The sequence below is a fragment of the Sphingobacteriales bacterium genome (genome assembly GCA_016700115.1).
Classification (GTDB): domain Bacteria; phylum Bacteroidota; class Bacteroidia; order Chitinophagales; family UBA2359; genus UBA2359.
On the sequence record CP064999.1, the window covers coordinates 687,683 to 713,117 of the forward strand.

Annotated in this window: 4 protein-coding genes and 1 pseudogene; 2 read left to right on the forward strand and 3 right to left on the reverse strand. The window is 46.1% G+C overall.

The features are described from left to right. Positions 1-457: 457 nt before the first annotated feature. Entirely contained in the window at positions 458-2,242 is a 1,785-nt protein-coding gene (locus tag IPM47_02480) for a DUF262 domain-containing protein (GenBank protein ID QQS29844.1), read from the forward strand. Positions 2,243-2,551: 309 nt separating this feature from the next. Here the strand turns inward: IPM47_02480 and IPM47_02485 are convergent. From IPM47_02485 to IPM47_02495, 3 genes and pseudogenes are all read right to left on the reverse strand, one after another. Beyond that, positions 2,552-2,713 (reverse strand): annotated as a pseudogene (locus IPM47_02485) (transposase). Positions 2,714-3,167: 454 nt separating this feature from the next. Continuing rightward, a complete protein-coding gene (locus IPM47_02490; protein ID QQS29845.1) occupies positions 3,168-13,976 on the reverse strand; it encodes a DUF11 domain-containing protein in 10,809 nt (3,602 codons plus the stop codon). Next, a complete protein-coding gene (locus IPM47_02495; GenBank protein QQS29846.1) occupies positions 13,945-25,005 on the reverse strand; it encodes a DUF11 domain-containing protein in 11,061 nt (3,686 codons plus the stop codon). Before IPM47_02495 ends, IPM47_02490 begins: the two co-directional genes overlap by 32 nt. On the opposite strand from IPM47_02495, the gene IPM47_02500 reads away from it, so the two are divergent. Continuing rightward, positions 25,004-25,213 carry a hypothetical protein gene (locus IPM47_02500; GenBank protein ID QQS29847.1) on the forward strand — a complete coding sequence of 70 codons (210 nt, stop codon included), beginning with the start codon at positions 25,004-25,006 and terminating at the stop codon, positions 25,211-25,213. The two genes, IPM47_02495 and IPM47_02500, sit on opposite strands and share 2 nt — an antisense overlap. The last annotated feature ends 222 nt before the right edge of the window (positions 25,214-25,435 follow it).

Genomic DNA, 25,435 nt, shown 5'->3' on the forward strand with positions numbered 1-25,435 from the left:
CTTGGAGCAGAAATAGCTTTAGAAGGGTTGGTTGCGGTAGGATTAGCATATACAGATAAAAACAAGTTTTACCGGTATAAGTAGGATTATTCATCGGTGCATGAAGAGTTTGTGTTAGGATATTGGGAGTTTTGCATTCAATTTTCAGGTATTTGAATAGGATGTTTTTTAAAGTTTGTAAATCAAAACCCAATTTTGACAAATAAAGATGTTCAACAAAAGAATCAATAAACCTCACAGGGTTATCAGTTCCAATGCTGCTCTCCAAACAGATAATTTGCATCTACCAACGGGGAGTTCCTTGTAAGTATGGCATACGTAAAACTATTCATTTTTTGACACTATTTAAAATATTATTGTATTTTTGTTGGCAGTTTTTTTCACAGGCTGACGTTACCGGAAAGGCTATGGCGACAGTGCAAACCTTAAACGACATGACAAAAACTAACGACAACAGATGCAGAAATACGCAGTAAACCAACAATTAATAGAGACACTTTTAGCTTGGGTAAACTCAGGAGAAATTGCAATTCCAGAAATCCAAAGACCTTTCGTTTGGGACAGTTCAAAAGTTCGAGACCTAATGGACAGCTTGTATCAAGGCTATCCAATTGGTTACGTTATTGCTTGGAGAAATCCTAATGTGCGACTTAAAGACGGAAGTTTAAGTGAGGGCAAAAAAATACTCATAGACGGACAGCAACGTGTAACGGCATTGACAGCAGCTATACTTGGACAGTATGTAATCAACAAAACCTACGAAAGAGTAAAAATCAAAATTGCCTTTAACCCAATTGACGAAAGATTTGAAGTTCAAAACCCAGCAATCTTAAAAGACAAAACTTGGCTTCCCGACATTTCTCAAGCCATCAATGGAGACCTTTTTGAAATTGCCGACCAATATTTTGAACTCAACCCGGACGTTGACAAAAAGCAAGTTCGTAATGCCTTTTCAAACCTCATGAACATTCCGAAAAAACAAATCGGGATTATTGAGTTAGCGGCAGACTTGGATATTGAAACAGTTACTGAGATTTTTATTCGTATAAATTCAAAAGGTGTTGTGCTTAGTCAGGCTGACTTTGCAATGAGCAAAATTGCTTCTAACACTGAGTACAACGGGAATGAATTACGCAAAGCCATTGATTACTTCTGTCATCTTTGCATTTCACCTGAATTTTACAAGCATATCGTTGACAACGACAAAGAATTTGCAAAGACAGAGTTCTTTCAAAAAATGCAATGGCTCAAAACAGAAAACGAAGATTTATACGACCCTGACTACAACGACTTAATTCGTGTTGCGTTTACAACGCAATTCAACAGAGGACGACTTTCCGACTTGGTAAGTTTATTATCAGGAAGGAACTTTGAAACACGATCATACGAAGACACAATAGCTGAACAATCTTTTGCGACACTAAAAACAGGAGTTAAAAACTTCATCAACGAAACCAATTTCAAACGGTTTCTGATGATAATAAAATCGGCAGGGTTTATTTCCCCCAAACTTATCCGTTCACAAAACGCAATCAATTTCGCTTACATCGTTTACCTCAAATTAAAAGAGTTAGGCGTTAATTCAGTAGCCATCGAAAGTTATGTTAGGCGTTGGTTAGTTTACAGCATCTTGACAGGTCGTTATTCAGGTTCACCAGAGAGTGCATTTGACTTTGACATCAAACAAATTTCACAGAAACCTTTTGACGAATACCTGAAAGAAAAAGAAGAGGGCGAACTTTCAGACGCATTTTGGAACGCTTCACTTCCGCAGAGTTTAGATACTTCCGTTGCAATTAGTCCATACTTCCACGTTTTTTTAGCAGCACAAGTTAAAGCCAACGACAGAGGCTTCTTATCAAAGGACGTTTTAGTTGGCGACCTTATTTCACTTCGTGGCGACATTCATCATCTGTTTCCAAAGGACTACCTGAAAAAGAACGGGCTGGACAGGAGCAAATACAATCAAATTGCTAACTACGTTTATATGCAGTCAGAGATTAACATCAAGGTCGGGAACAAACCACCCAAGGACTACTTTGAAGTTATCATAAATCAAATGCTTGACAACAACAAACAAGTTAGCGGACTTTCAACACAGCAAGAGCTTTTGGACAACTTGCAAATGAACGCTGTGCCGACAAACATTATGCAAATGAGCATTGACGACTATAACGACTTCTTGACCGCAAGACGAAAACTTATGGCGACTAAAATCAAAGAATTTTATCACTCACTATGACGGACGAAAGAAGAACTACCGCCAACACGGGTAACTGTTCAACAACTACTTAAAAACCACTAAATACCCGATTTTAAAAAAACGTTACCCTCAAATTAAAGGCTTTTGCTGGTTTGTGTTCTATCCGGTTTTGATAAAGCAACTTGGAGCAGAAATAGCTTTAGAAGGGTTGGTTGCAGTAGAATTGGCATATACAGACAAAAAACAAGGTTTATCCGTATTAGTCGGCAAATTGATCGGTGCTTGAAGGGCTTGTGTTAAGATATTGGGAGTTTTACGCCCAAAATTCAGATATTTTTTGAGGTTTTAGGTCAGGGCCGCCATTTGAACATGTTTGTTTGCTTGTTCCATTCCCCGGGTGTTGACCCGTTTCATGTAATGATAGTTGATCGAGGTACCCAATACGGGTTCCACCTTAGCACTCCTGCGTTTGACTAACCTGCGGTGATACGATTTATTGTCAGTTAGTTTTTATGTAAGTGAAATTGAAGCTAAATGCAAAAGCATGAATTTGCTGCACACAAGGACATCTGCCAGACATCCTATGTCTGTTGATTCCTGAAAGTTCTTGTGCTGAATAGTCTGTTTGCCATGTTTTGATGGATTGATAGATGAACCTGGTGATTATTAGTTGCAAGATTGTAAAAATCACCCTGTGTTGTGTATTGACTAATATCTTCTCTATACTTGGAAGTGCATCTACAGACAGAACGGGTATTGTTATCCTGTCAGCCAGATCGAAATTCAGGGCAATTAAGTTTTTATCAACTCAAATGATGTAGTGCCTGTTGCATAACGTAAGTGTATGGTATTCAACGCTTTGTGTGCAAAAATGTATGAAGCCAGGAAACAATAAGCCCCGCACTTTGGGGGTACGGGGACTTATTGTTTTAAGGTTTGGGTTTATTAAAGCCCTCGTCGGGAATTAATGCTTCACAAACTTGCCGCTCACTTTAGCTTCGCCCGATTTCAGGCTGACTAAATAAATGCCCGTTGCATAGTCAAATACCGGCAAACGGTAATTGTTTATGCCTTCCGTTGCATTTAATTGCTGACTAAAGATTACCCTTCCGCTCAGGTCGGTTACTTCCATGAGGACAGTGCCTTTTACGGTATTAAACATAATATCAAGATAGTCTGTTGCCGGAACGGGCTTCATTTCCAACAGAGCGAGGTTGACCAACAGCGCGCCGTTGTCGGTGCCGATAAGCACTTTCTGATCGGCATTGTCCGGGTTGGTGTTGTCGCTGTAGGGTGCCATTCCTACTTCATCGCAATCTTCGGTTACATTTACAGTAATGGTGATGGTTTCACATACTCCAAACTGATTGCATCCCGTGATAGTGATGGTTTCCTGACCTGCAAACAAAGGCAGTGCGGTATATTGCAGGCACCCGCCGCCAAGGCTATACAGGCTGCAATTATAAGTGGTATTCGCCTGAATAATCGTAATAGTTCCGTTGGGAATATTGCAGAATTCGGGACATATCACTACCGGTGTCAGCGGTTGTGTACAAATCATCGTTACTTCCGTGCAGGGGATGATGACATCAATAGTTACTGTTGCCATATCGCAGGCACCTTCCGTGTCACAGATTTGGTAAGTGAACACATCTGTTCCTTCAAATCCTTCATTGGGTGTATAGATAAACTGATTGCCTACCAAACTCACCGTACCGTTTGCAGGTGGTGTATGAGTGGTAATGCTGAAGGCATCTCCATCCGGGTCGTAGTCGTTGACCAATACAGGAATAGTAACACTGGAGCCATTTTCCACATCGGCCTCATCATCAACAGCAACGGGAGGCTGATTAGGTTCTCCACAAATTCCGTTAGATGTTACGGTGATGTTGATAATAGCAGTATCACATTCAAGCGCTTCGTTACATGCAATTACCTGTATCATATCGCTGCCGATAAAGCCGGGCAATGCCGTATATTGAAGACAACCGTTGGAAAGGAACTGAATACTGCAATTGAACATGGTTGAGGTTTGCGTAATCTGATAACTACCGCTCAAACAGAACTCAGGACAAACCACCACAGGAGTCATCGGTGCAGTACAGATGTCTAACACAAACGATTCGCAGGGAGGCGGTGTGCAATCGCCGACTGTTACATGTACGATTTGCGTTTCACATACCCCGTTGTAACAAGCAACGATGGTAATAACATCGGTACCGGCAAACAGCGGCAGCGGAGTATATTGAATACAGTCATCCAACATCACTAAGCTACAGTTATAGGTTGTTTGAACAGAACTGAAGGTCCATCCATCGGGTAGACAGAACTCCGGACATATCGTTAACGGTGTCATAGGTTCGGTACACAAGAACAGGTCGGGATGTGTGCAGGGGGTAATGATATCGTCTTCTGTTACACAGAAGTTTTCAGCAAACAATACCTCTCCTGTTGCCATGTCATAAGTGATGGAGCCTTGGCTGATTTGAGTGCCATCGGGTAAGGTTGTGGCAACAACTGTTACCGTATAAATGCCTGCAGGCAGGTTGTTGATGGTAAACGAACCGTTTACTCCGGTTACGACTGTAGCCACCTGCTGACCTAAGCTGTTGTAAACAATCAGTTCAATGCCTGCAAGTCCTTCTTCGTTGGTTTCTAAAATACAGTTTCCGTTTATATCCAACCAAACCACATCACTCAACACAGCAGGCGGAATATATCCGAAATTGTTGTTGGTTGATGTCTGCCCGGCTATTACTGTAACTGTCAGATTGTTAGGCGTGTTTAAAATCACGTTTCCGGTAGGAGTAGGTACTACCTGCGGAACCTGAACGGTGTAATTACCGGGCACCAAGCCTGTAAACTGGTAGAAGCCGTTCACATCGGTAACCGTTGTAGCAATTACATTGCCGTTATTGTCTATCAGCACGACTGTTACACCTGACAACAAAGGCTCGGTTGGGTTGATGGTGTTGTTTTGGTTCAAATCAACCCATAACGTGCCGCTTATCGCTCCGGGTAAGGTAAATCCTGCATCAATCGTGAGGTTGTTTTCACCGGGTGCCAGGTTGATAACGTTGGTCTGACCTCCTGTAAGTGCGTCGCTGTCTGTTGCATCATTACCGGTATTGGCCGGTGCTGAGCTATACCCTAAAGGAGTTACAAACACCACATAGTAAGAGCCGGCCACCAGGTTGTTGAACAGGTAGTAACCACTCGGATTGGTCGTTGTTGTGGCAATCACTGTATTAGTTGCCGCATTAAACAGCATCACAGTAACACCGCCGATACCCGGTTCACCTGAGTTTTGTTGGCCGTTCTGGTTTTGGTCAAACCATACATAGTCGCCGATAGAGCCGAGCAATGCCGGTGGTCCATCAATATAGAACCCTGCATCAATAGTAAGGTTATTTTCACCCGGAGCTAACGTGATGACCGTAGTTTGACCGCCAATTCCCGCATCGCTATCTGTTACGTCGTTGCCGACATTGGTGGGTGAGGCCGTATGGCCTGTTGGTGTACCAAAAACAACGTAATAGTTGCCGGCAGGCAGGTTGCTAAACAAATAGAACCCGTTTGCATTGGTAACCGTAGTGCTGACAAAAGTGTTTGTAGCGGCATTGTACAGCGTAACGGCTACCCCGGAAATACCTTGCTCACCTACATCCTGCTGGCCGTTCTCATTTGCATCCAACCACACAAAATCACCCAATGAAGCTAAGTTCGGCGGGGTATCAATAAAGAATCCTGCGTCAATGGTGAGGTTATTTTCGCCCGGAGCGAGTACAATTACATTTGTTTGTCCGCCCGTACCTGCATCGCTGTCGGTAGCGTCGTTTCCTGAGTTTGCAGGCGATGGCGTATGGCCGGTTGGTGTTCCAAAAACAACATAGTAGTTGCCCGCCGGAAGGTTGCTAAACAAATAGAACCCGTTTGCATTGGTAACCGTAGTGCTGACGAATGTGTTTGTCGCCGCATTATACAGGGTAACATCTACCCCGGCTATACCTTGCTCGCCTGAATCCTGTTGGCCGTTCTGATTTTGGTCTAACCACACATAGTCGCCCAAAGAGCCTAAAAGTACGGGAGGCGTTTCAATATAGAACCCGGCATCAACTGTGAGGTTGTTTTCACCCGGAGCGAGTACAATCACACTTGTTTGTCCGCCCGGCCCCGCATCGCTGTCGGTAGCATCGTTTCCTGAGTTTGCAGGCGATGGCGTATGTCCGGTTGGTGTTCCAAAAACAACATAGTAATTGCCCGCCGGCAGGTCGCTAAACAGATAGTACCCGTTTATATCGGTGGTGGTAATGCTGACGATAGAATTGGTGCTTGCATTGTATAAGGTAACCCATACGCCACTGATACCCGGTTCGCCCGCATTTTGCTGACCATTCTGGTTCTGGTCTAACCATACAAAGTCGCCTATTGAGCCAAGCAATATGGGAGGCTCTTCCATATAATATCCGGCATCAATACTCAGGTTCGTTTCACCCGGAACAAGGGTAACCGTTTGGGTTTGTCCCGTTACAGGGTCGGCATCACTATCTAAGTAATCATCTCCGACATTATGCAAAGTCGGTATCATGAGCGTTCCGCTTGCATCTGACGGCGTAGAGAAGACTACATAGTAAGAGCCGGGAGCTAAATCTACAAAGAGATATGAACCTGCAACATTGGTATATTGAGTTGCAGCCAACCATCCGTCTGCTGTGTACAGAGAAACCAGTACATTGTGGATTCCGGGTTCTCCCGGGTCTTGAACGCCGTTCTGGTTGAGGTCATGCCATACAAAATTACCAAGATTACAGGGCGGTACCATCACATTGATGTTTTCATAATCGTGGTCGTCTTCATCGTTGTTTTCATTATTGATGAAGTTGTTGCCTCCAACAGTATCATTATCAGGATCTGTATCAAAGTTACTGTCTTCATCAACTATGGGGTTGCCCTGCATGTCTTCTGCTGCAATAATCTCTGCACGGTTTACTACGATGGTCGGAGTTTGTACCGAGGTAGTAAATGAGATTTGTACGGATGCGCTTTGTCCCGGGTTCAGAATTTCGAACATCGTAAATGAAGCCGTGCCATTACCATTATCCGACCAATCCGGATCGTTCAGAATCAAACCTTCCGGTATATACTCTATCAACTGTATGTTTTGCACCGGCACATCGCCCTGATTGTAAACGGTAAGTGCAAAGTTGACTGGTGCGCCGCTAATCACAGAACCGGTTTGGCCGGGTGCCAGTGTTTTCACTAAGGCAAGGTCATACACCGGAATTGAACAGGGTTCAGGGGCTGTAACAATTACCTCGAAGGTACATCCGTTCACATCGTTATCCGTAATGGTAATGCTGAGGTCGCCATCCGAAATTGCAAATGGGCCAAACATTTGAACATTGCCGTAAGGAACGTTTGCTGCGGTGAAACTGCCACTGATATGGTAGGTGCTGCTCAGACCGGAGCCTGTTGGAGCCATGGTAAAGTAATACATATCGTCCGTGCTGATACCTGTGTTGTTATCATCACATTGTACTTCGATGTTTGCGGATTCAATACTACAAGTTGAACAAGGAGCAGGGGCTGTAACCAGAAAATCAAGTGTGCACCCATCTGCTGCTGCTGCATTATCGGTCAGGGTGATGTTGAGGTTGCCACCCGAAATCGGGAAAGGCCCGAACTCTTGTGGTGAATCATAAGCAACTCCTGTTGCGATAACATCCCCGCTTAAACTGTAGGTACTGCCAAGTCCTATGCCATCGGGGTTCAAGGTAATATAGAATACATCGTCTGACGGTGTTCCGGTATTGTTGTCGTCGCATTGAACGGTAGCGTTTGCGCCGCTCAGTTCACAAGTAGAGCAAGGATCGGGAGGAGTCACCTCCAAATCGAGGGAACAACCATCTTCTGCTGCTGCACTGTCGGTCAGGGTGATGTTAAGGATGCCGCCCGAAATCGGATAAAGACCGAATGTATTGGACAACCCATAAGCAATACCTGTTGCCGAAATATCGCCACTGATATTATAAGTAGCTCCAAGACCGGTTCCTGTTGGGTTCAACGTAATATAGAACAAGTCGTCGCTGCTTGTGCCTGTTCCGTTGTCATTGCAATAAACTATCAGGTCGGCATCTTCAAGCGTACAGGTAGAACAAGGTTCCGGAGCAAAAATGGTGAGCGTATGCGTACATCCACCAACTATTCCATCGGTGATGGTGATGGTGAGGTCGCCGCCCGAAATCGGGAAGGGTCCGAATACCTGTGGTGTTCCATAGGCTAATCCTGTAGCCGTAGTCGCCCCACTTATATTATAAGTTGAAGCTAATCCGACACCCACCGGATTAAGGGTAAAATAGAACAGATCGTCCGAAGAAGCTCCCGTATTATTATCATCACAGTAAACCCCCTCGTTGGCCTGAACAATAGCACAGGTAGAGCAAGGTAGCGGTGCTTCAACAACTACGTTGAGTGCGCAGGTTGATTCAGCATCGTCCGTAATGGTAATACTCAGGTCGCCACCGCTGATGTCGTAAGGTCCGAACGGATTGGATTCGCTGCCATAAGCAACACCTTGGGCAACGACATCTCCGGTAAGGCTATAAGAACCGCCTAAACCAATTCCAAACGGATTCAACGTAAATGTAAACAAGTCGTCAGCCGGATTTCCTGTTGTGTTATCCGTACAGTTGATTTGAACGCTTACTCCATTAATGGCGCAGGTAGAACAAGGTTCGGGGGCCACTACATAAGAAGTTCGGATACAACCACCGGTCGCTTCGTCGGCAATTACAAAATTCAGGTCGCCGTTTGAAATTGCAAAAGGTCCGAATTGCTGTTCAATGCTGTAATCCAATCCGCTTGCGTTCACATCTCCTACAATACCGTAAGTGCCGCTCAATCCGATTCCAGAAGGCGAAATGGTAAATGTAAACAGGTCATCTGCGCTGGCTCCGGTTCCGTTATCATCACAAAGCGTGTTAATAGTTACCAAAGCGATGTTGCAAACCGTGAAAGCTTCGCCATCATGGTCGTCTTCGTCTCCATTACTGTTGTCTGTAAGATCATTACCGCCTTCGACATCATTATTTGGATTGGTATCATGCGTGCTGTCCTCATCAGGATAGTCCACTGCATTGTCAGCATTGCTGATTTCTGCATAATTGGTGAGGTCGCCACCGGTAAAAGATGGGTTCACCATAAGGGTAATATCTGCTGTTGCAGTAGCGCCGGGAGCAATACTGCCGGGCAAGGTGTAAGAAGCTGTTCCATTGCCGTTGTTTGTCCAGTCTGAATCGGCCAAGGTGGTTCCTGCAGGAATGTAATCGGTTAGGGTTACATTATTTGCAGTTAGTGTTCCCTGGTTAAACACGGTGATGGTAAAGGTAATGGTTTCACCCAGAGCAACCGTCGAAGCCTGACCATTTGCCAACTGTTTAATTAAAGCGAGATCAAATACCTGTATAATTCCAATAGGCGCAAAGTCATGGTCGTCTTCATCATTATTGGTATTGTCAATAATGTTGTCTCCACCCACGATGTCATTTTGTAGATACGTATCCGGAGAACTGTCTATATCAACTACATCTGTTCCTTGTCCGTCCTTTGCACCGCTGATTTCAGCAAAATTGGTTACGGTAATGCCTTCAAAACCGTCTTCAACCATCAAAGTAATGTTAACCTGTGCTGAGTTGCCGGGGGCAATAAGGTCGGGCAGCACATAACTCGCTGTGCCATTGCCATTGTCCGTCCAGTTAGCATCGGCCAGAATCATTCCTTCAGGGATGTAGTCGGTAATGGCAACCAGCGTAGCACTAAGCGTGCCTTGATTGAAAACAGTGATGGTAAAGGTAGCGGTTTCACCCTGGGCTACTTCATCCGACTGTCCATCTGCCAATTGCTTAATCAGTGCCAAATCAAACTCCTGATAGACTTCGATAGTAGCATAGTCGTGGTCATCCTGATCATTATTGGTGTTATCAACAATGTCATCGCCGCCAATAGTGTCATTTAATGGGTCGGTGTCAGGCGTACTGTCCACATCCGGATAGTTCAATCCGTTTTCAGCATCGCTGATTTCTGCAAAGTTGATCAGTTGATTTCCCTCGAAGGTATCAGAAACTCTTAAAGCAATGTTAATTACCACACTTTGTCCTACTGGAACCGTAACCGGAGTATTATAAGTTGCCGAGTTTGCACCTGTCAAAGTCCATGCGGCATCCGTCAACTCAAATCCGTCGGGGAAATAATCGGTAATCACTACGTTGAATGCGTCTAAGGTTCCCTGATTAAATATTGTAATTGAGAAGTTCACAGTTTCTCCCTGAGCCGTAGTTGTAACTTGGCCGGGTGATAACTGTTTGATTAAGGCAAGGTCAAAGGTTTGCAGTACGTTAACCGGTGCAGGATCTGAATCGTCTTCGTCACCATTGGTATTATCGGTTATATTATCACCTCCAAACAAGTCATTATCCCATACATCATCCGGTGTACTGTCAATATCGGGCAATCCGAGTGCATTATCTGCACTTGCAATTTCAGCACGGTTGGTCGCCACGTTAAACTGGAAGTTGCTGTTGACGGTTAAGGTAATGTTTACGCTGTAACTATCACCGGGTGCAATTTCGGATATCGGCGTATTTAAATGTGCTATAGTGCCGCTGACCATACTCCAATCGCTGTCGTTCAAGGTCATAGAGCCTAATAAATAGTCGTTGATTTGAACATTGGTTGCAGTAAGTGTTCCCTGGTTAAATACAGTGATGGTAAATTCAACATCATCTCCCAGTGAAACTGTCGAAGGCTGTCCATCGGCTAAGGTTTTAATCAGGGCAAGGTCAAAGGTCTGATTTACCCCAACTGAAGCATAGTCATGGTCATCTTCATCCTCATTACTGTTGTCAATGACATTATCGCCGCCGACAATATCATTTCCTTGTTCAGAATCGGGAGTACTGTCAATATCCGGATAGTCAGGAATATTGTCGGCACCTGTAACTTCAGCATAATTGGTCAAACTTGCTCCTTCAAAGGTATCGAATACCTGCAAGGCTATATTGATGGAAACACTTTCACCGGCAGGTATAGAAAGCAATGTGTTGTAGTTTGCCATATTACCTGTACCCGGCGACCAATTTGAGTCAACCAAATCCATACCATCCGGTATATAATCTACAACAGCTACATTGAAGGCATCTAACGTACCCTGATTAAATATGGTAATTGTGAAATTCACAATATCTCCTTGATTCACCACAGAAGGCTGACCACCTGACAACTGTTTGATCAATGCCAGGTCAAATTCCTGATGGACCTCAATGGTTTCAGTATCGTGGTCGTCTTCATCGCCGTTGCTGTTGTCCGTAACATCGTTGCCACCATTCGTATCGTTATCCGGGTTCGTGTCCGGAGTGCTGTCTATATCGTCTCCCGGGTTGCCGTCTCCGTCATACGCCTCGCTGATCTCCGACACATTCGTCAGGCTCGTGCCCTGGAATGTCGCGCCTACCTGTAACGAAATCGTTACCGTCGTGCTCGTACTCTGTGCTATCGGACCTGCTATCGTGTAGCTCGCCGTACCGTCTCCGTTGTCTGTCCAGTTGGCATCGGACAAGGTCATTCCCACCGGGATATAATCGGTGATCGTTACATTCGTCGCTGTCAGGGTGCCTTGGTTGTACACCGTCAGGGTATAGTTCACAATATCACCCTGATTGACCAATGAGGGTTGACCAGGTGACAACTGCTTGATTAACGCCAGGTCAAATTCCTGATAAACCTCGATGGTTTCAGGGTCGTGGTCGTCTTCGTCGCCGTTGCTGTTGTCCGTAACATCGTTGCCGCCATTCGTATCGTTATCCGGGTTCGTGTCCGGAGTGCTGTCTATATCGTCTCCCGGGTTGCCGTCTCCGTCATACGCCTCGCTGATCTCCGACACATTCGTCAGGCTCGTGCCCTGGAACGTCGCACCTACCTGTAACGCGATCGTTACCGTCGTGCTCGTGCTCTGGGCTATCGGACCTGCTATCGTGTAACTCGCCGTGCCGTCTCCGTTGTCTGTCCAGTTGGCATCGGACAAGGTCATTCCCACAGGGATATAATCGGTGATTGTTACATTCGTCGCTGTCAGGGTGCCCTGGTTATAGACAGTCAGAGTGTAGTTCACAATATCTCCCTGATTGACTAACGAAGGCTGACCGCCTGACAACTGCTTGATTAACGCCAGGTCAAATTCCTGATGGACCTCGATGGTTTCAGGGTCGTGATCGTCTTCATCGCCGTTGCTGTTGTCCGTAACATCGTTGCCGCCATTCGTATCGTTATCCGGGTTCGTGTCCGGTGTGCTGTCTATATCGTCTCCCGGGTTGCCGTCTCCGTCATACGCCTCGCTGATCTCCGACACATTCGTCAGGCTCGTGCCCTGGAACGTCGCGCCTACCTGTAACGCGATCGTTACCGTCGTGCTCGTGCTTTGGGCTATCGGACCCGCTATCGTGTAACTCGCCGTGCCGTCTCCGTTGTCTGTCCAGTTGGCATCGGACAAGGTCATTCCCACAGGGATATAATCGGTAATCGTTACATTCGTCGCTGTCAGGGTGCCCTGGTTGTACACCGTCAGGGTATAGTTCACAATATCTCCCTGATTGACCAATGAGGATTGACCAGGTGATAACTGTTTGATCAACGCCAGGTCAAATTCCTGATAAACCTCAATGGTTTCAGTATCGTGATCGTCTTCGTCGCCGTTGCTGTTGTCCGAAACATCATTGCCGCCATTCGTGTCATTGTCCGGATCGGTGTCGGGGGTACTGTCTATATCGTCTCCCGGGTTGCCGTCTCCGTCATACGCCTCGCTGATTTCCGACACATTCGTCAGGCTCGTGCCCTGGAACGTCGCGCCTACCTGTAACGCGATTGTTACCGTTGTGCTCGTGCTCTGAGCTATCGGACCTGCAATCGTGTAGCTCGCTGTTCCGTCTCCGTTGTCTGTCCAGTTGGCATCGGCCAAGGTCATTCCCACCGGTATATAATCGGTGATCGTTACATTCGTCGCTGTCAGGGTGCCTTGGTTATAGACAGTCAGCGTGTAGTTCACAATATCTCCCTGATTGACCAATGAGGATTGACCAGGTGACAACTGCTTGATTAACGCCAGGTCAAATTCCTGATGGACCTCGATGGTTTCAGGGTCGTGATCGTCTTCATCGCCGTTGCTGTTGTCCGTAACATCGTTGCCGCCATTCGTATCGTTATCCGGGTTCGTGTCCGGTGTGCTGTCTATATCGTCTCCCGGGTTGCCGTCTCCGTCATACGCCTCGCTGATCTCCGACATATTCGTCAGGCTCGTGCCCTGGAACGTCGCGCCTACCTGTAACGCGATCGTTACCGTCGTGCTCGTGCTTTGGGCTATCGGACCCGCTATCGTGTAACTCGCCGTGCCGTCTCCGTTGTCTGTCCAGTTGGCATCGGACAAGGTCATTCCCACAGGGATATAATCGGTAATCGTTACATTCGTCGCTGTCAGGGTGCCCTGGTTGTACACCGTCAGGGTATAGTTCACAATATCTCCCTGATTGACCAATGAGGATTGACCAGGTGATAACTGTTTGATCAACGCCAGGTCAAATTCCTGATAAACCTCAATGGTTTCAGTATCGTGATCGTCTTCGTCGCCGTTGCTGTTGTCCGAAACATCATTGCCGCCATTCGTGTCATTGTCCGGATCGGTGTCGGGGTACTGTCTATATCGTCTCCGGGTTGCCGTCTCCGTCATACGCCTCGCTGATTTCCGACACATTCGTCAGGCTCGTGCCCTGGAACGTCGCGCCTACCTGTAACGCGATTGTTACCGTTGTGCTCGTGCTCTGAGCTATCGGACCTGCAATCGTGTAGCTCGCTGTTCCGTCTCCGTTGTCTGTCCAGTTGGCATCGGCCAAGGTCATTCCCACCGGGATATAATCGGTAATCGTTACATTCGTCGCTGTCAGGGTGCCTTGGTTATAGACAGTCAGCGTGTAGTTCACAATATCTCCCTGATTGACCAACGAAGGCTGACCTCCTGACAACTGCTTGATTAACGCCAGGTCAAATTCCTGATAAACCTCAATGGTTTCAGGGTCGTGGTCGTCTTCATCGCCGTTGCTGTTGTCCGTAACATCATTGCCACCATTCGTGTCATTGTCCGGATCGGTGTCGGGGGTACTGTCTATATCGTCTCCCGGGTTGCCGTCTCCGTCATACGCCTCGCTGATTTCCGACACATTCGTCAGGCTCGTGCCCTGGAATGTCGCGCCTACCTGTAACGAAATCGTTACCATCGTGCTCGTGCTTTGAGCTATCGGACCTGCTATTGTGTAGCTCGCCGTACCGTCTCCGTTGTCTGTCCAGTTGGCATCGGCCAAGGTCATTCCCACCGGGATATAATCGGTGATCGTTACATTCGTCGCTGTCAGGGTGCCCTGATTGTACACCGTCAGGGTATAGTTCACAATATCTCCCTGATTGACCAATGAGGGTTGACCAGGTGACAATTGCTTGATTAACGCCAGGTCAAATTCCTGATAAACCTCAATGGTTTCAGGGTCGTGGTCGTCTTCGTCGTCGTTGCTGTTGTCCGTAACATCGTTGCCGCCATTCGTATCGTTATCCGGGTTCGTGTCCGGAGTGCTGTCTATATCGTCTCCCGGGTTGCCGTCTCCGTCATACGCCTCGCTGATCTCCGACACATTCGTCAGACTCGTGCCTTGGAACGTCGCGCCTACCTGTAACGCGATTGTTACCGTTGTGCTCGTGCTCTGAGCTATCGGACCTGCAATCGTGTAGCTCGCTGTTCCGTCTCCGTTGTCTGTCCAGTTGGCATCGGCCAAGGTCATTCCCACCGGGATATAATCGGTAATCGTTACATTCGTCGCTGTCAGGGTGCCTTGGTTATAGACAGTCAGCGTGTAGTTCACAATATCTCCCTGATTGACCAACGAAGGCTGACCTCCTGACAACTGCTTGATTAACGCCAGGTCAAATTCCTGATAAACCTCGATGGTTTCAGGGTCGTGGTCGTCTTCATCGCCGTTGCTGTTATCCGTAACATCGTTGCCGCCATTCGTATCGTTATCCGGATTCGTGTCCGGAGTGCTGTCTATATCGTCTCCCGGGTTGCCGTCTCCGTCATACGCCTCGCTGATCTCCGACACATTCGTCAGACTCGTGCCCTGGAACGTCGCACCTACCTGTAACGCGATCGTTACCGTCGTGCTCGTGCTCTGGGCTATCGGACCTGCTATCGTGTAACTCGCCGTGCCGTCTCCGTTGTCTGTCCAGTTGGCATCGGACAAGGTCATTCCCACCGGGATATAATCGGTGATTGTTACATTCGTCGCTGTCAGGGTGCCCTGGTTGTACACCGTCAGCGTGTAGTTCACAATATCTCCCTGATTGACCAATGACGACTGACCACCTGACAACTGTTTGATCAACGCCAGGTCAAATTCCTGATAAACCTCGATGGTTTCAGGGTCGTGGTCGTCTTCGTCATCGTCACTGTTGTCTGTAACATCATTGCCACCCACTGTGTCATTGTCCGGATCGGTGTCGGGGGTGCTGTCAACATCTGTCGTGGGATTATCATAACCATCAAATGCCTCACTGATTTCGGAAACATTTGTCAGGCTCGTGCCTTGGAACGTCGCGCCTACCTGTAAGGAAATATTAATCGTTGTGTTTGTTCCATTTTCTAATGGACCCGCTATTGTGTAGCTCGCTGTACCGTCTCCGTTGTCTGACCAGTTGGCATCGGCTAAAGTCATCCCTACCGGAATGTAATCAGTTATCGTTATATTTTTAGCATCTAATTCTCCCTGATTATATACCGTAATTGTATAGTTCACCACATCCCCCTGAGATACGGTTGAAGATTGACCTGTCGCCAGTTGTTTGATTAATGCAAGGTCGAAAATACAACTGTCATGCTCAATGATAATTGGGCAACAACCGTCCGCAGGACATTGAGCATTTGTAGCAGTATAGGTATATTCGCCAACATCATTTAAGATGATTGTGTTACCTGTTCCAAATAAAACACCATCTTTATACCATTGAACATTTTCATACTCATCGGGTACCGAAGCCGTAAAGGTTTCTCCCAAACACCAGGGCAGCGGAATAGTAATACATGCCCTATCAATGTCATCTTCCGTGGGATCTTCGTTATCCGGTGTAGAGTCTATGTCTTCTTCATTCATAAATGTGATTTCAGCAGTATTTAGCCAAACTCCTGCTGCTAAGACCAATACATCTATGGTTATAGTAGCTGATTGACCCACTGCAACCATTCCAACTGACCAAACTCCGGTATTTTCATCATAACTTCCCTGAGCAGGTGTTGATGAAACATAAGATACACCCCCGACCGGTAAAACATCGGTTACTTCGACTCCCGTAGCATCAATTGTTCCTTCGTTGGTAACTGTCAATGTATAGGTAACTGTTGCACCGATAGTTGTCTGGCTGTTATTGACTGATTTTGATAAAGACAAATCAGCCGCATAAGAACAAGGCTCCGGTGGTTCAATTGTAATGTTCGTCAACTGACAAGCCGGTGAAGCTGAATTTGCGATATTTACTACCAGATTGCCATTTGCAATCGGGAAGTAGCCAAATGGTTGTGAATTTGCGCCATAAGGCACTAAGTTCGCAACAATATCCCCACTAATATTGTAAGTAGTACCTATCCCAATACCTGTAGGGTTAAAGGTAACTGAAAAAGTGTCGTCACTGAGGTTTGTCGGAGTACCATTATCATGACACAATACCTGATATCCCGCATCCGTAATTTCACAATATGGTTCTGTGATTGTAAAAGTCGCTTCTTCGGAACAATTATTTGCATCGGTTACCGTAACACTATAGGTGCCTGCAATAAGATTTGCACGGTCTTTGGTTGTAACCCCATCGTTCCACACATAGCTATAAGGCGAAGTGCCACCGGTTACCGTTAAGGTGATAGCTCCGTTTGTGCCTCCATATATACTAACATGGTCAATATCGGCATTAATCGTTAAAGGTTCAGGCTCATTTACAGTAACACTGATGCTAGCTGTACATTCCCCGTCGTCCGTTACGGTAACACTGTAGGTGCCGGCACTTAATCCTGTCCGGTCTTCAGTTGTTGCTCCATCATTCCATAAAATGGTTACACTACCCTGAGCACCGGTAATGGTCAGATCTATGCTGCCATTGGTCTCTCCGTTGCACAGCGCATCTTCGGCGCTAATATCTAATTCTAAACTACAAGGAGGCTCTGAAAGGGTGAAACTCGCTTCCTCCAAACATCCGTTGGCATCGGTTACCGTTACACTGTACGTGCCTGCGGTTAAACCCGTCCTGTCTTCAGTGGTTGCTCCATCACTCCAAAGGTAACTATATGGCAAAGTGCCGCCGGTTACGGAGATACTGACAGTGCCATCGCTGCCGTTGGTAATCGTTACATTCGTTACACTGCCTGTCATATCCAATACCTCCGGCTCGTTGACTGTTACACTGATGCTCGCCGTACATTCCCCATCATCCGTTACGGTAACACTGTAAGTGCCGGCACTTAATCCTGTCCGGTCTTCAGTTGTTGCTCCATCATTCCATAAAATGGTTACACTACCCTGAGCACCGGTAATGGTCAGATCTATGCTGCCATTGGCCTCTCCGTTGCACAGTGCATCTTCGGCGCTAATATCTAATTCTAAACTACAAGGAGGCTCTGAAAGGGTGAAACTCGCTTCCTCCAAACATCCGTTGGCATCAGTAACCGTTACACTGTACGTGCCTGCGGTTAAACCCGTCCTGTCTTCGGTAGTAGCTCCATCGCTCCAAAGGTAGCTATATGGCAGAGTGCCTCCGGTTACGGTGATACTGACAGTGCCATCGCTGCCGTTGGTAATCGTTACATTCGTTACACTGCCTGTCATGCCCAACACCTCAGGCTCATTCACAGAAACACTTATGCTCGCCGTACATTCCCCGTCATCCGTAACTGTAACACTGTATGTGCCGGCTGTTAATCCTGTCCGGTCTTCGGTAGTTGCTCCATCATTCCATAAAATGGTTACGCTACCCTGAGTACCGGTAATGGTCAGATCTATGCTGCCATTGGCATCTCCGTTACACAGCGCATCTTCGGCACTTATATCCAATTCTAAACTACAAGGAGGCTCTGCCAGCGTGAAACTCGCTTCATCCAAACATCCGTTGGCATCAGTAACCGTTACACTGTATGTCCCGGCTGATAAACCCGTCCTGTCTTCGGTGGTGGCTCCATCGCTCCAAAGGTAACTATATGGCAAAGTGCCTCCGGTTACGGTGATACTGACTGTGCCATCATTGCCGTTAGTAATTGTTACATTCGTTATACTGCCTGTCATGCCCAATACCTCCGGTTCATTGACCGATACACTGATAGTCGCCGAACAGTTTCCACTATCTGTTACAGTTACGCTATAGGTTCCGGCAGTTAATCCGGTTCTGTCTTCGGTAGTTGCTCCGTCATTCCAAAAAATGGTTACACTACCCTGAGCACCGGTAATGGTCAGATCTATGCTGCCATTGGCATCTCCGTTACAAAGGGCATCTTCGGCGCTTATGTCCAATTCTAAACTACAAGGAGGCTCTGACAGGGTGAAACTCGCTTCCTCCGAACATCCGTTGGCATCAGTTACCGTTACACTGTATGTGCCGGCTGATAAACCGGTCCTGTCTTCGGTGGTTGCTCCATCGCTCCAAAGGTAGCTATATGGTAGAGTGCCTCCGGTTACGGTGATATTGACAGTTCCATCGCTGCCGTTAGTAATTGTTACATTCGTTATACTGCCTGTCATGCCCAATACCTCCGGTTCATTGACCGTTACACTGATGCTCGCTGTACAGTTACCACTATCTGTAACTGTAACGCTGTATGTGCCGGCGCTTAATCCTGTACGGTCTTCGGATGTTGCTCCATCATTCCACAAGAAAGTTAAACTACCTTGTGCTCCCATAATAATTAAATTAATGCTTCCGTTGGCATCCCCATTACAAAGGGCATCTTCCGCATCAATTTCCAACTCAAGTGCACATCCGGGTTCATTAATCGTGAAGCTTTGCTCCAATGAACATCCGTTGGCATCTGTTACCGTTACACTATACGTGCCGGCAGGCAAGTTGATGCGGTCTTCGTCTGTGCTGCCATCATTCCATAAGTAGCTGTATGGGCTTGTTCCTCCGGATACAGTTACGCTGATAGTTCCATCGCTGCCGTTGGTAATTGTTACATTCGTAACACTGCCTGTCATACCCAAAACTTCAGGTTCGTTGACCGTAACAGAGATGGTTGCCGAGCAGTTTCCGCTGTCAGTAACTGTTACACTATAATTGCCGGCAGTTAATCCTGTCCGGTCTTCGGAAGTCGCTCCATCATTCCATAAAATGGTTACACTGCCCTGAGCACCGGTAATCGTCAGATCTATACTGCCGTTGGCATCTCCATTACAAAGGGCATCTTCGGCATCAATTTCCAACTCAAGTGCACATCCGGGTTCATTAATCGTGAAGCTTTGCTCCAATGAACATCCGTTGGCATCTGTTACCGTTACACTATACGTGCCTGCCGGCAAGTTGATACGGTCTTCATCTGTGCTGCCATCATTCCATAAATAATTGTATGGAGTTGTGCCGCCTGATACAGTTACACTGATTGTTCCATCACTGCCGTTGGTAATTGTTACATTCGTAACACTGCCTGTCATGCCCAAAACCTCCGGTTCGTTGACCGTAACAGAGATGGTTGCCGAGCAGTTTCCACTGTCAGTAACTGTTACACTATAGTTGCCGGTGGTTAATCCTGTCCGGTCTTCGGAAGTCGCTCCATCATTCCATAAAATGGTTACACTGCCCTGAGCACCGGTAATCGTCAGATCTATACTGCCGTTGGCATCTCCATTACAAAGGGCATCTTCAGCATCTATTTCCAACTCAAGTGCACATCCGGGTTCATTAATGCTGAAACTTTGTTCTAACAAACATCCGTTGGCATCTGTTACCGTTACACTGTATGTGCCTGCCGGCAAATTGATGCGGTCTTCATCTATGCTGCCATCATTCCATAAATAACTGTATGGGGTTGTGCCTCCGGATACAGTTACACTGATAGTTCCATCGCTGCCGTTGGTAATGGTTACATTCGTAACACTGCCTGTCATACCCAATACCTCCGGTTCGTTGACCGTAACGGAGATGGTTGCCGAGCAGTTTCCGCTGTCGGTAACTGTTACGCTGTAATTGCCGGCGGTTAATCCTGTCCGGTCTTCGGAAGTCGCTCCATCATTCCATAAAATGGTTACACTGCCCTGAGCACCGGTAATCGTCAGATCTATACTGCCGTTGGCATCTCCATTACAAAGGGCATCTTCGGCGCTTATATCCAATTCTAAACTACAAGGAGGCTCTGCCAGCGTGAAACTCGCTTCATCTGCACAGTCATTTGCATCGGTTACCGTTACACTGTAAGTGCCTGCGGTTAAACCCGTCCTGTCTTCGGTGGTTGCTCCATCACTCCAAAGGTAGCTATATGGCAGAGTGCCTCCGGTTACTGTAACACTGATTGTTCCGTCACTTCCATTGGTAATAGTTACATTCGTAACATTGCCTGTCATTCCCAATACATCCGGTTCATTGACGGTTACACTGATAGTCGCCGTACAGTTTCCACTATCTGTTACAGTTACGCTATAAGTTCCGGCAGTTAATCCGGTTCTGTCTTCACTGGTAGCTCCGTCATTCCATACGATTGATATACTGCCCTGAGCACCGGTAATCGTCAGATCTATGCTGCCGTTGGCATCCCCGTTACAGAGGGCATCTTCTGCAGTTATATTTAAACTAAGCGCACAACCCGGTTCATTGATGCTGAAACTTTCATCCAAAGTACATCCATTTGCATCAGTAACCGTTACTGAATACATACCGGAAGGCAAATTGCTTCTGTCTTCATCTGTACTGCCATCACTCCAAAGATAGCTATAAGGCAAAGTTCCGCCCATAACTGCAATATCTATTGTGCCATCAGTTCCATTGGTAATTGTTACATCCGTAACTGTTCCTGCCATAGCCAACTCTTCCGGCTCATTTACTGTGATGCTGATTGAAGCGGTACAATTACCATCATCAGTAACTGTAACACTATAGGTTCCGGCAGTTAATCCGGTCCTGTCTTCGGTAGTCGCTCCATCATTCCATAAAATCGCTATGCTGCCCTGAGCACCGGAAATGGTTAAATCAATGCTTCCGTTAGAATCTCCATTACAGAGGGCATCTTCGGCAGAAATTGCCAAGCCCAGGGTACAAGATGGTTCTGTCAGCGTTGTAGAACAAAATGCTGAACATCCATTTGCATCTGTTACAGTTACACTGTAGGTTCCGGCTGAAATTCCATTAATCACTGATGTTGTTTGACCATTGCTCCACAAATAACTATAGGTAACTGTTCCTCCGTTTGCGTTCACTGTTGCAGACCCATCGCTGCCGTTTGTAATACTTACATCTGTTTTACTGCAACTTATCAAAAGAGCAGTAGGTTCTGTTATGGTTGCACTGGTTGTGATGGTACAACCGTTTGCATCTGTTACTGTTACGGTATAAGTGCCCGCTAACAAGCCCGTCCGGTCTTCGGTCGTTACACCTCCACCCCAGTTATACGAATATCCGGGAGTACCTCCATTAACGGTTGAATTGATCATTCCATTTGACCCGCCATTACAAGAAACAGGCGTTGTCAATGTACCGGCACTCAGAACTGTAGGTTCAGAAATTGAAGCACTTGTTGTTGCACTACAACCATTCGAGTCAGTTACAGTAACCGTATAAGTGCCGGCAATCAGCCCGCTTCGGTCTTCTGTCGTAATACCGCCTCCCCAGTTATAGTTATAAGGAGATGTTCCGCCTAAAACCGTCAGGTTGATTGCACCAGAAGCACCTCCATTACATAAAACATTAGTAACTCCGGTGGATAATGACAACGCAGCAGCAGGCTGGGATACTGTCGCACTTGTTACTGCTGTGCAGCTATTTGCGTCTGTTACCGTTACCGAATAGTTTCCTGCAACAAGTCCGGTTCGGTCTTCCGTTGTTACACCGCCTCCCCAGTTATAGGTATAAGGAGATGTTCCGCCTAAAACCGTCAGGTTGATTGCACCAGAAGCATTGCCATGACACAATACATTAGTTACACTAGTGCTAAGGTTTAGTGCCGGAGGTTGGGTAACCACATAACTTGCGACTGCAGTACAATCTGCGGATTCTGTAACAGTTATACTATAAGTGCCTGCCACGAGGCCTGTTATGTTTTGAGATGTTGCCCCATTGCTCCATAAATATGTAACCGGAATAAAGTTTCCGCTTACGGTAACAGTTGCAGTTCCATTATTCCCTCCATTACAGTTTACACTAGTTCCACTACCGGTTGCAGAAAGGTTACAGGCAGGTTTAAAACCAATATCAAATGTATGGTTTGTTTTTCCGTTTGCTCCTGTTGTCAGCGGAATTCTCGGTCTTGAAGCAATCAAGGTTGCATCATTATCCCGTACATCGGGCTGACCCGTTCCTCCGACATTACCTGATGTCAGTTGATAGCCTGCTAAATCTCCAACTCCAGCTCCACCTGTCCAGTCTGCTGTTCCAATCTGGACAAGATAATTTGTATTTGGAAGCAGCCCGTTAGCTCCGTTCAAGTTGACATTGCTTGTATTAAAATAATAATTACCGGTAGCATTTGTTGTTGTTGTACCAACCAAAGTCCCATCCGCAGGATTCCCGTCTCCGTTCGGATCTGTATAAAGTTCTAAAGAAACATTGGCAATTGCAGTTTCAGCCGGGTCCTGAATACCGTTTAGGTTGCTGTCGAACCAAACAAAATTACCAATTTCAAGAGGTGCCAGGTCGCATAATAGCTCTACTTCACCTAAGCCATGTGCTTTCCCAAAAGGGTTAGCTGCCCCGGATAATAATGTAATTGATTTACTAAGGGGTAGTCCGGATGTTGATAAATTATACCAGTCAACACCATTGGTAAAAGCAGATGTTCTCGCATCCATCACCGGAACTATCAACATATTCTGGCGCATCATAACAGCCATACCCCCCATTCCTGTTTCTTCATGGTAGTATCCGCTCACAGGACCATAATTGTCCGTTCCGAATACCGGTTCGGATGTGCCGCTTGCAGTACTTGGATCTGTAAAGTTAGCCATATTGATGCTCCACCCTGCTCCTGAATTCTTTGTTGCCATTAACAAATCCCCAAAAGCGTCGCTGGTTCTAAGTGTATAGGGGCTGTTGGGCTGGGGGGCGTTCCTGCCGCCCTGATCTCCCCATCTGTCGCGGAGTGCTAATAACATATTTCCGGCAGCATCAAATTCAATATCTGTTAACATTGGTTGCGGGTAACCAGCTTCTCCGGCACCGCTAACTGTTGGAGTAGGCCAGACATTACTGTTTAACCAGGCTTGCCAATTGGCAGAACCATAACAAGTTGTGTTTTGTCCAAATCCACATCCCCTGTTATATGTCAATGAAAATTCTAACTCCTTGGTGAAAGTTGAAGTTGTGGTATTGTACGAATAAACCAAACCCAGCAAAGGCCCTCCGGACTGGCCATTTGTTACCATCCCGATATAAACAACGCCCTTTCTATACTTTAAAGCAAACGGCCGTAGTTCTGCATTAGCCACTCCCGAAGGCAAATTCGGCAGCGGACTTACCGTAGAAGCTAACGGTATGACTGTAACCTGGGAAGACAAAGTTGGAGCAACCGGATTTGCCGGATCTGACCCCAAAGGTATGCGATATAAAGACCGATCGTTAAGATTGACTGCCCAAAGACTGAGTTCGTCATCTGAAATGTCTATATCGCCAAACGAAACCCGCCCAACCTGATTGAATGAATTCTCATCTATAACATCTCCCCCCGATGTTTCTGTGGTAAAATTATGAGGGTCAGTTCCCGCCACAGAAGATCCAAATAAGGTATTCAAATTGACAAACAACCCGCCTGACAAAGCCCCGTCATGTGGATTTGGGATACGGTAAATAGCGCCGGTTCCGCCCGGACCAAAACCTGCAAAACGCCTCATATAGGCAGAAGCAAATAAATTTTTTGAACTCCGCTGATATGCTAATCCAAGAGTAGTACCTGTTACATTCGCCACGGCTTCAGCAGAAGCTAAAGATGGGTCATTGCTTTCGCTTGCAGAGGCAGCTGCATTAAACTCTATAGACACAATTGTATTGTCTGTTCCACTGTTGTTGCCTTCTACAAAACGATTTGTTGCAAACCTCGGACCTGTCTGACAATACAGTACAGGATCCATTAAGCCAAAGTTGATATTGCAACTACTGGCTGTAGCAAACTGAACAGAGGTCTTGCTGTCTGTTCCTGCAAAAGTTTGCTCATATTCTGAAGGCCCATTGGTGAATTCTAGTCTGTATCTAGCTCCATTGGTCATTGAAGCGCTTTCAAATATATAATTCCCATCTGCTGTTGATGTGGCAGTTCCTACCAAAGTATTTGAAGCAGAGTAAACAGATATTGTAACCCCTGATACCGGTTGATCTATACCTGTATTAAATGCGCCGTCCTGACCATAATCTAAAAAAACTTTACCGCCTATATATGGTACAGTTACTACTGTTGGAGGACATGGGGCTTGACCAAATATAAGATTGGTAGTTAAAAAAGCCGATAAAAACAGACCGTAGGTTAATAAACTCTTGTAAACGATATTCATGGAATTAGATTTTTTAAATGCCAATACACTGTTTAATGTGAAAATTCGACCCTGCCAACTCGTTCTCGAAATCCTAAACTATCAGGTTAACTTTGATAATTTGAGTACTGTAAAACCGCAAGAGATTGTTATTTCAAAAGTTAAAGTGTTCAAACAAGTACAATTCACCGATGCTGTAAAACAAAATCTATGCCGATTACATGATTAGCTGTCTCTTTACTTATGTTCTTGATTATATTCAATTCTGTAAATCCTATTATTGCTAAGGCTCTAAACTATTTTTACCTTCGCTTTATAGTTTAATGTATTTCATATATATTAAAAGTTTAGAGGTTTGTTCAGTCATAATTTTTATACCCAAAAAATGAATTCGTTGTGTTTAATGCATTTAGTTAGTTTATTTAAGTTGGGTAGTTTAAGTACTACATTA

Coding starts and splice junctions, on each gene's coding strand:
- IPM47_02480 (QQS29844.1), top strand. CDS start 458: ATGCAGAAATACGCAGTAAACCAACAATTAATAGAGACACTTTTAGCT.
- IPM47_02490 (QQS29845.1), bottom strand. CDS start 13,976: ATGACGGAGACGGCAACCCGGAGACGATATAGACAGTACCCCGACACC.
- IPM47_02500 (QQS29847.1), top strand. CDS start 25,004: ATGGAATTAGATTTTTTAAATGCCAATACACTGTTTAATGTGAAAATT.
- IPM47_02495 (QQS29846.1), bottom strand. CDS start 25,005: ATGAATATCGTTTACAAGAGTTTATTAACCTACGGTCTGTTTTTATCG.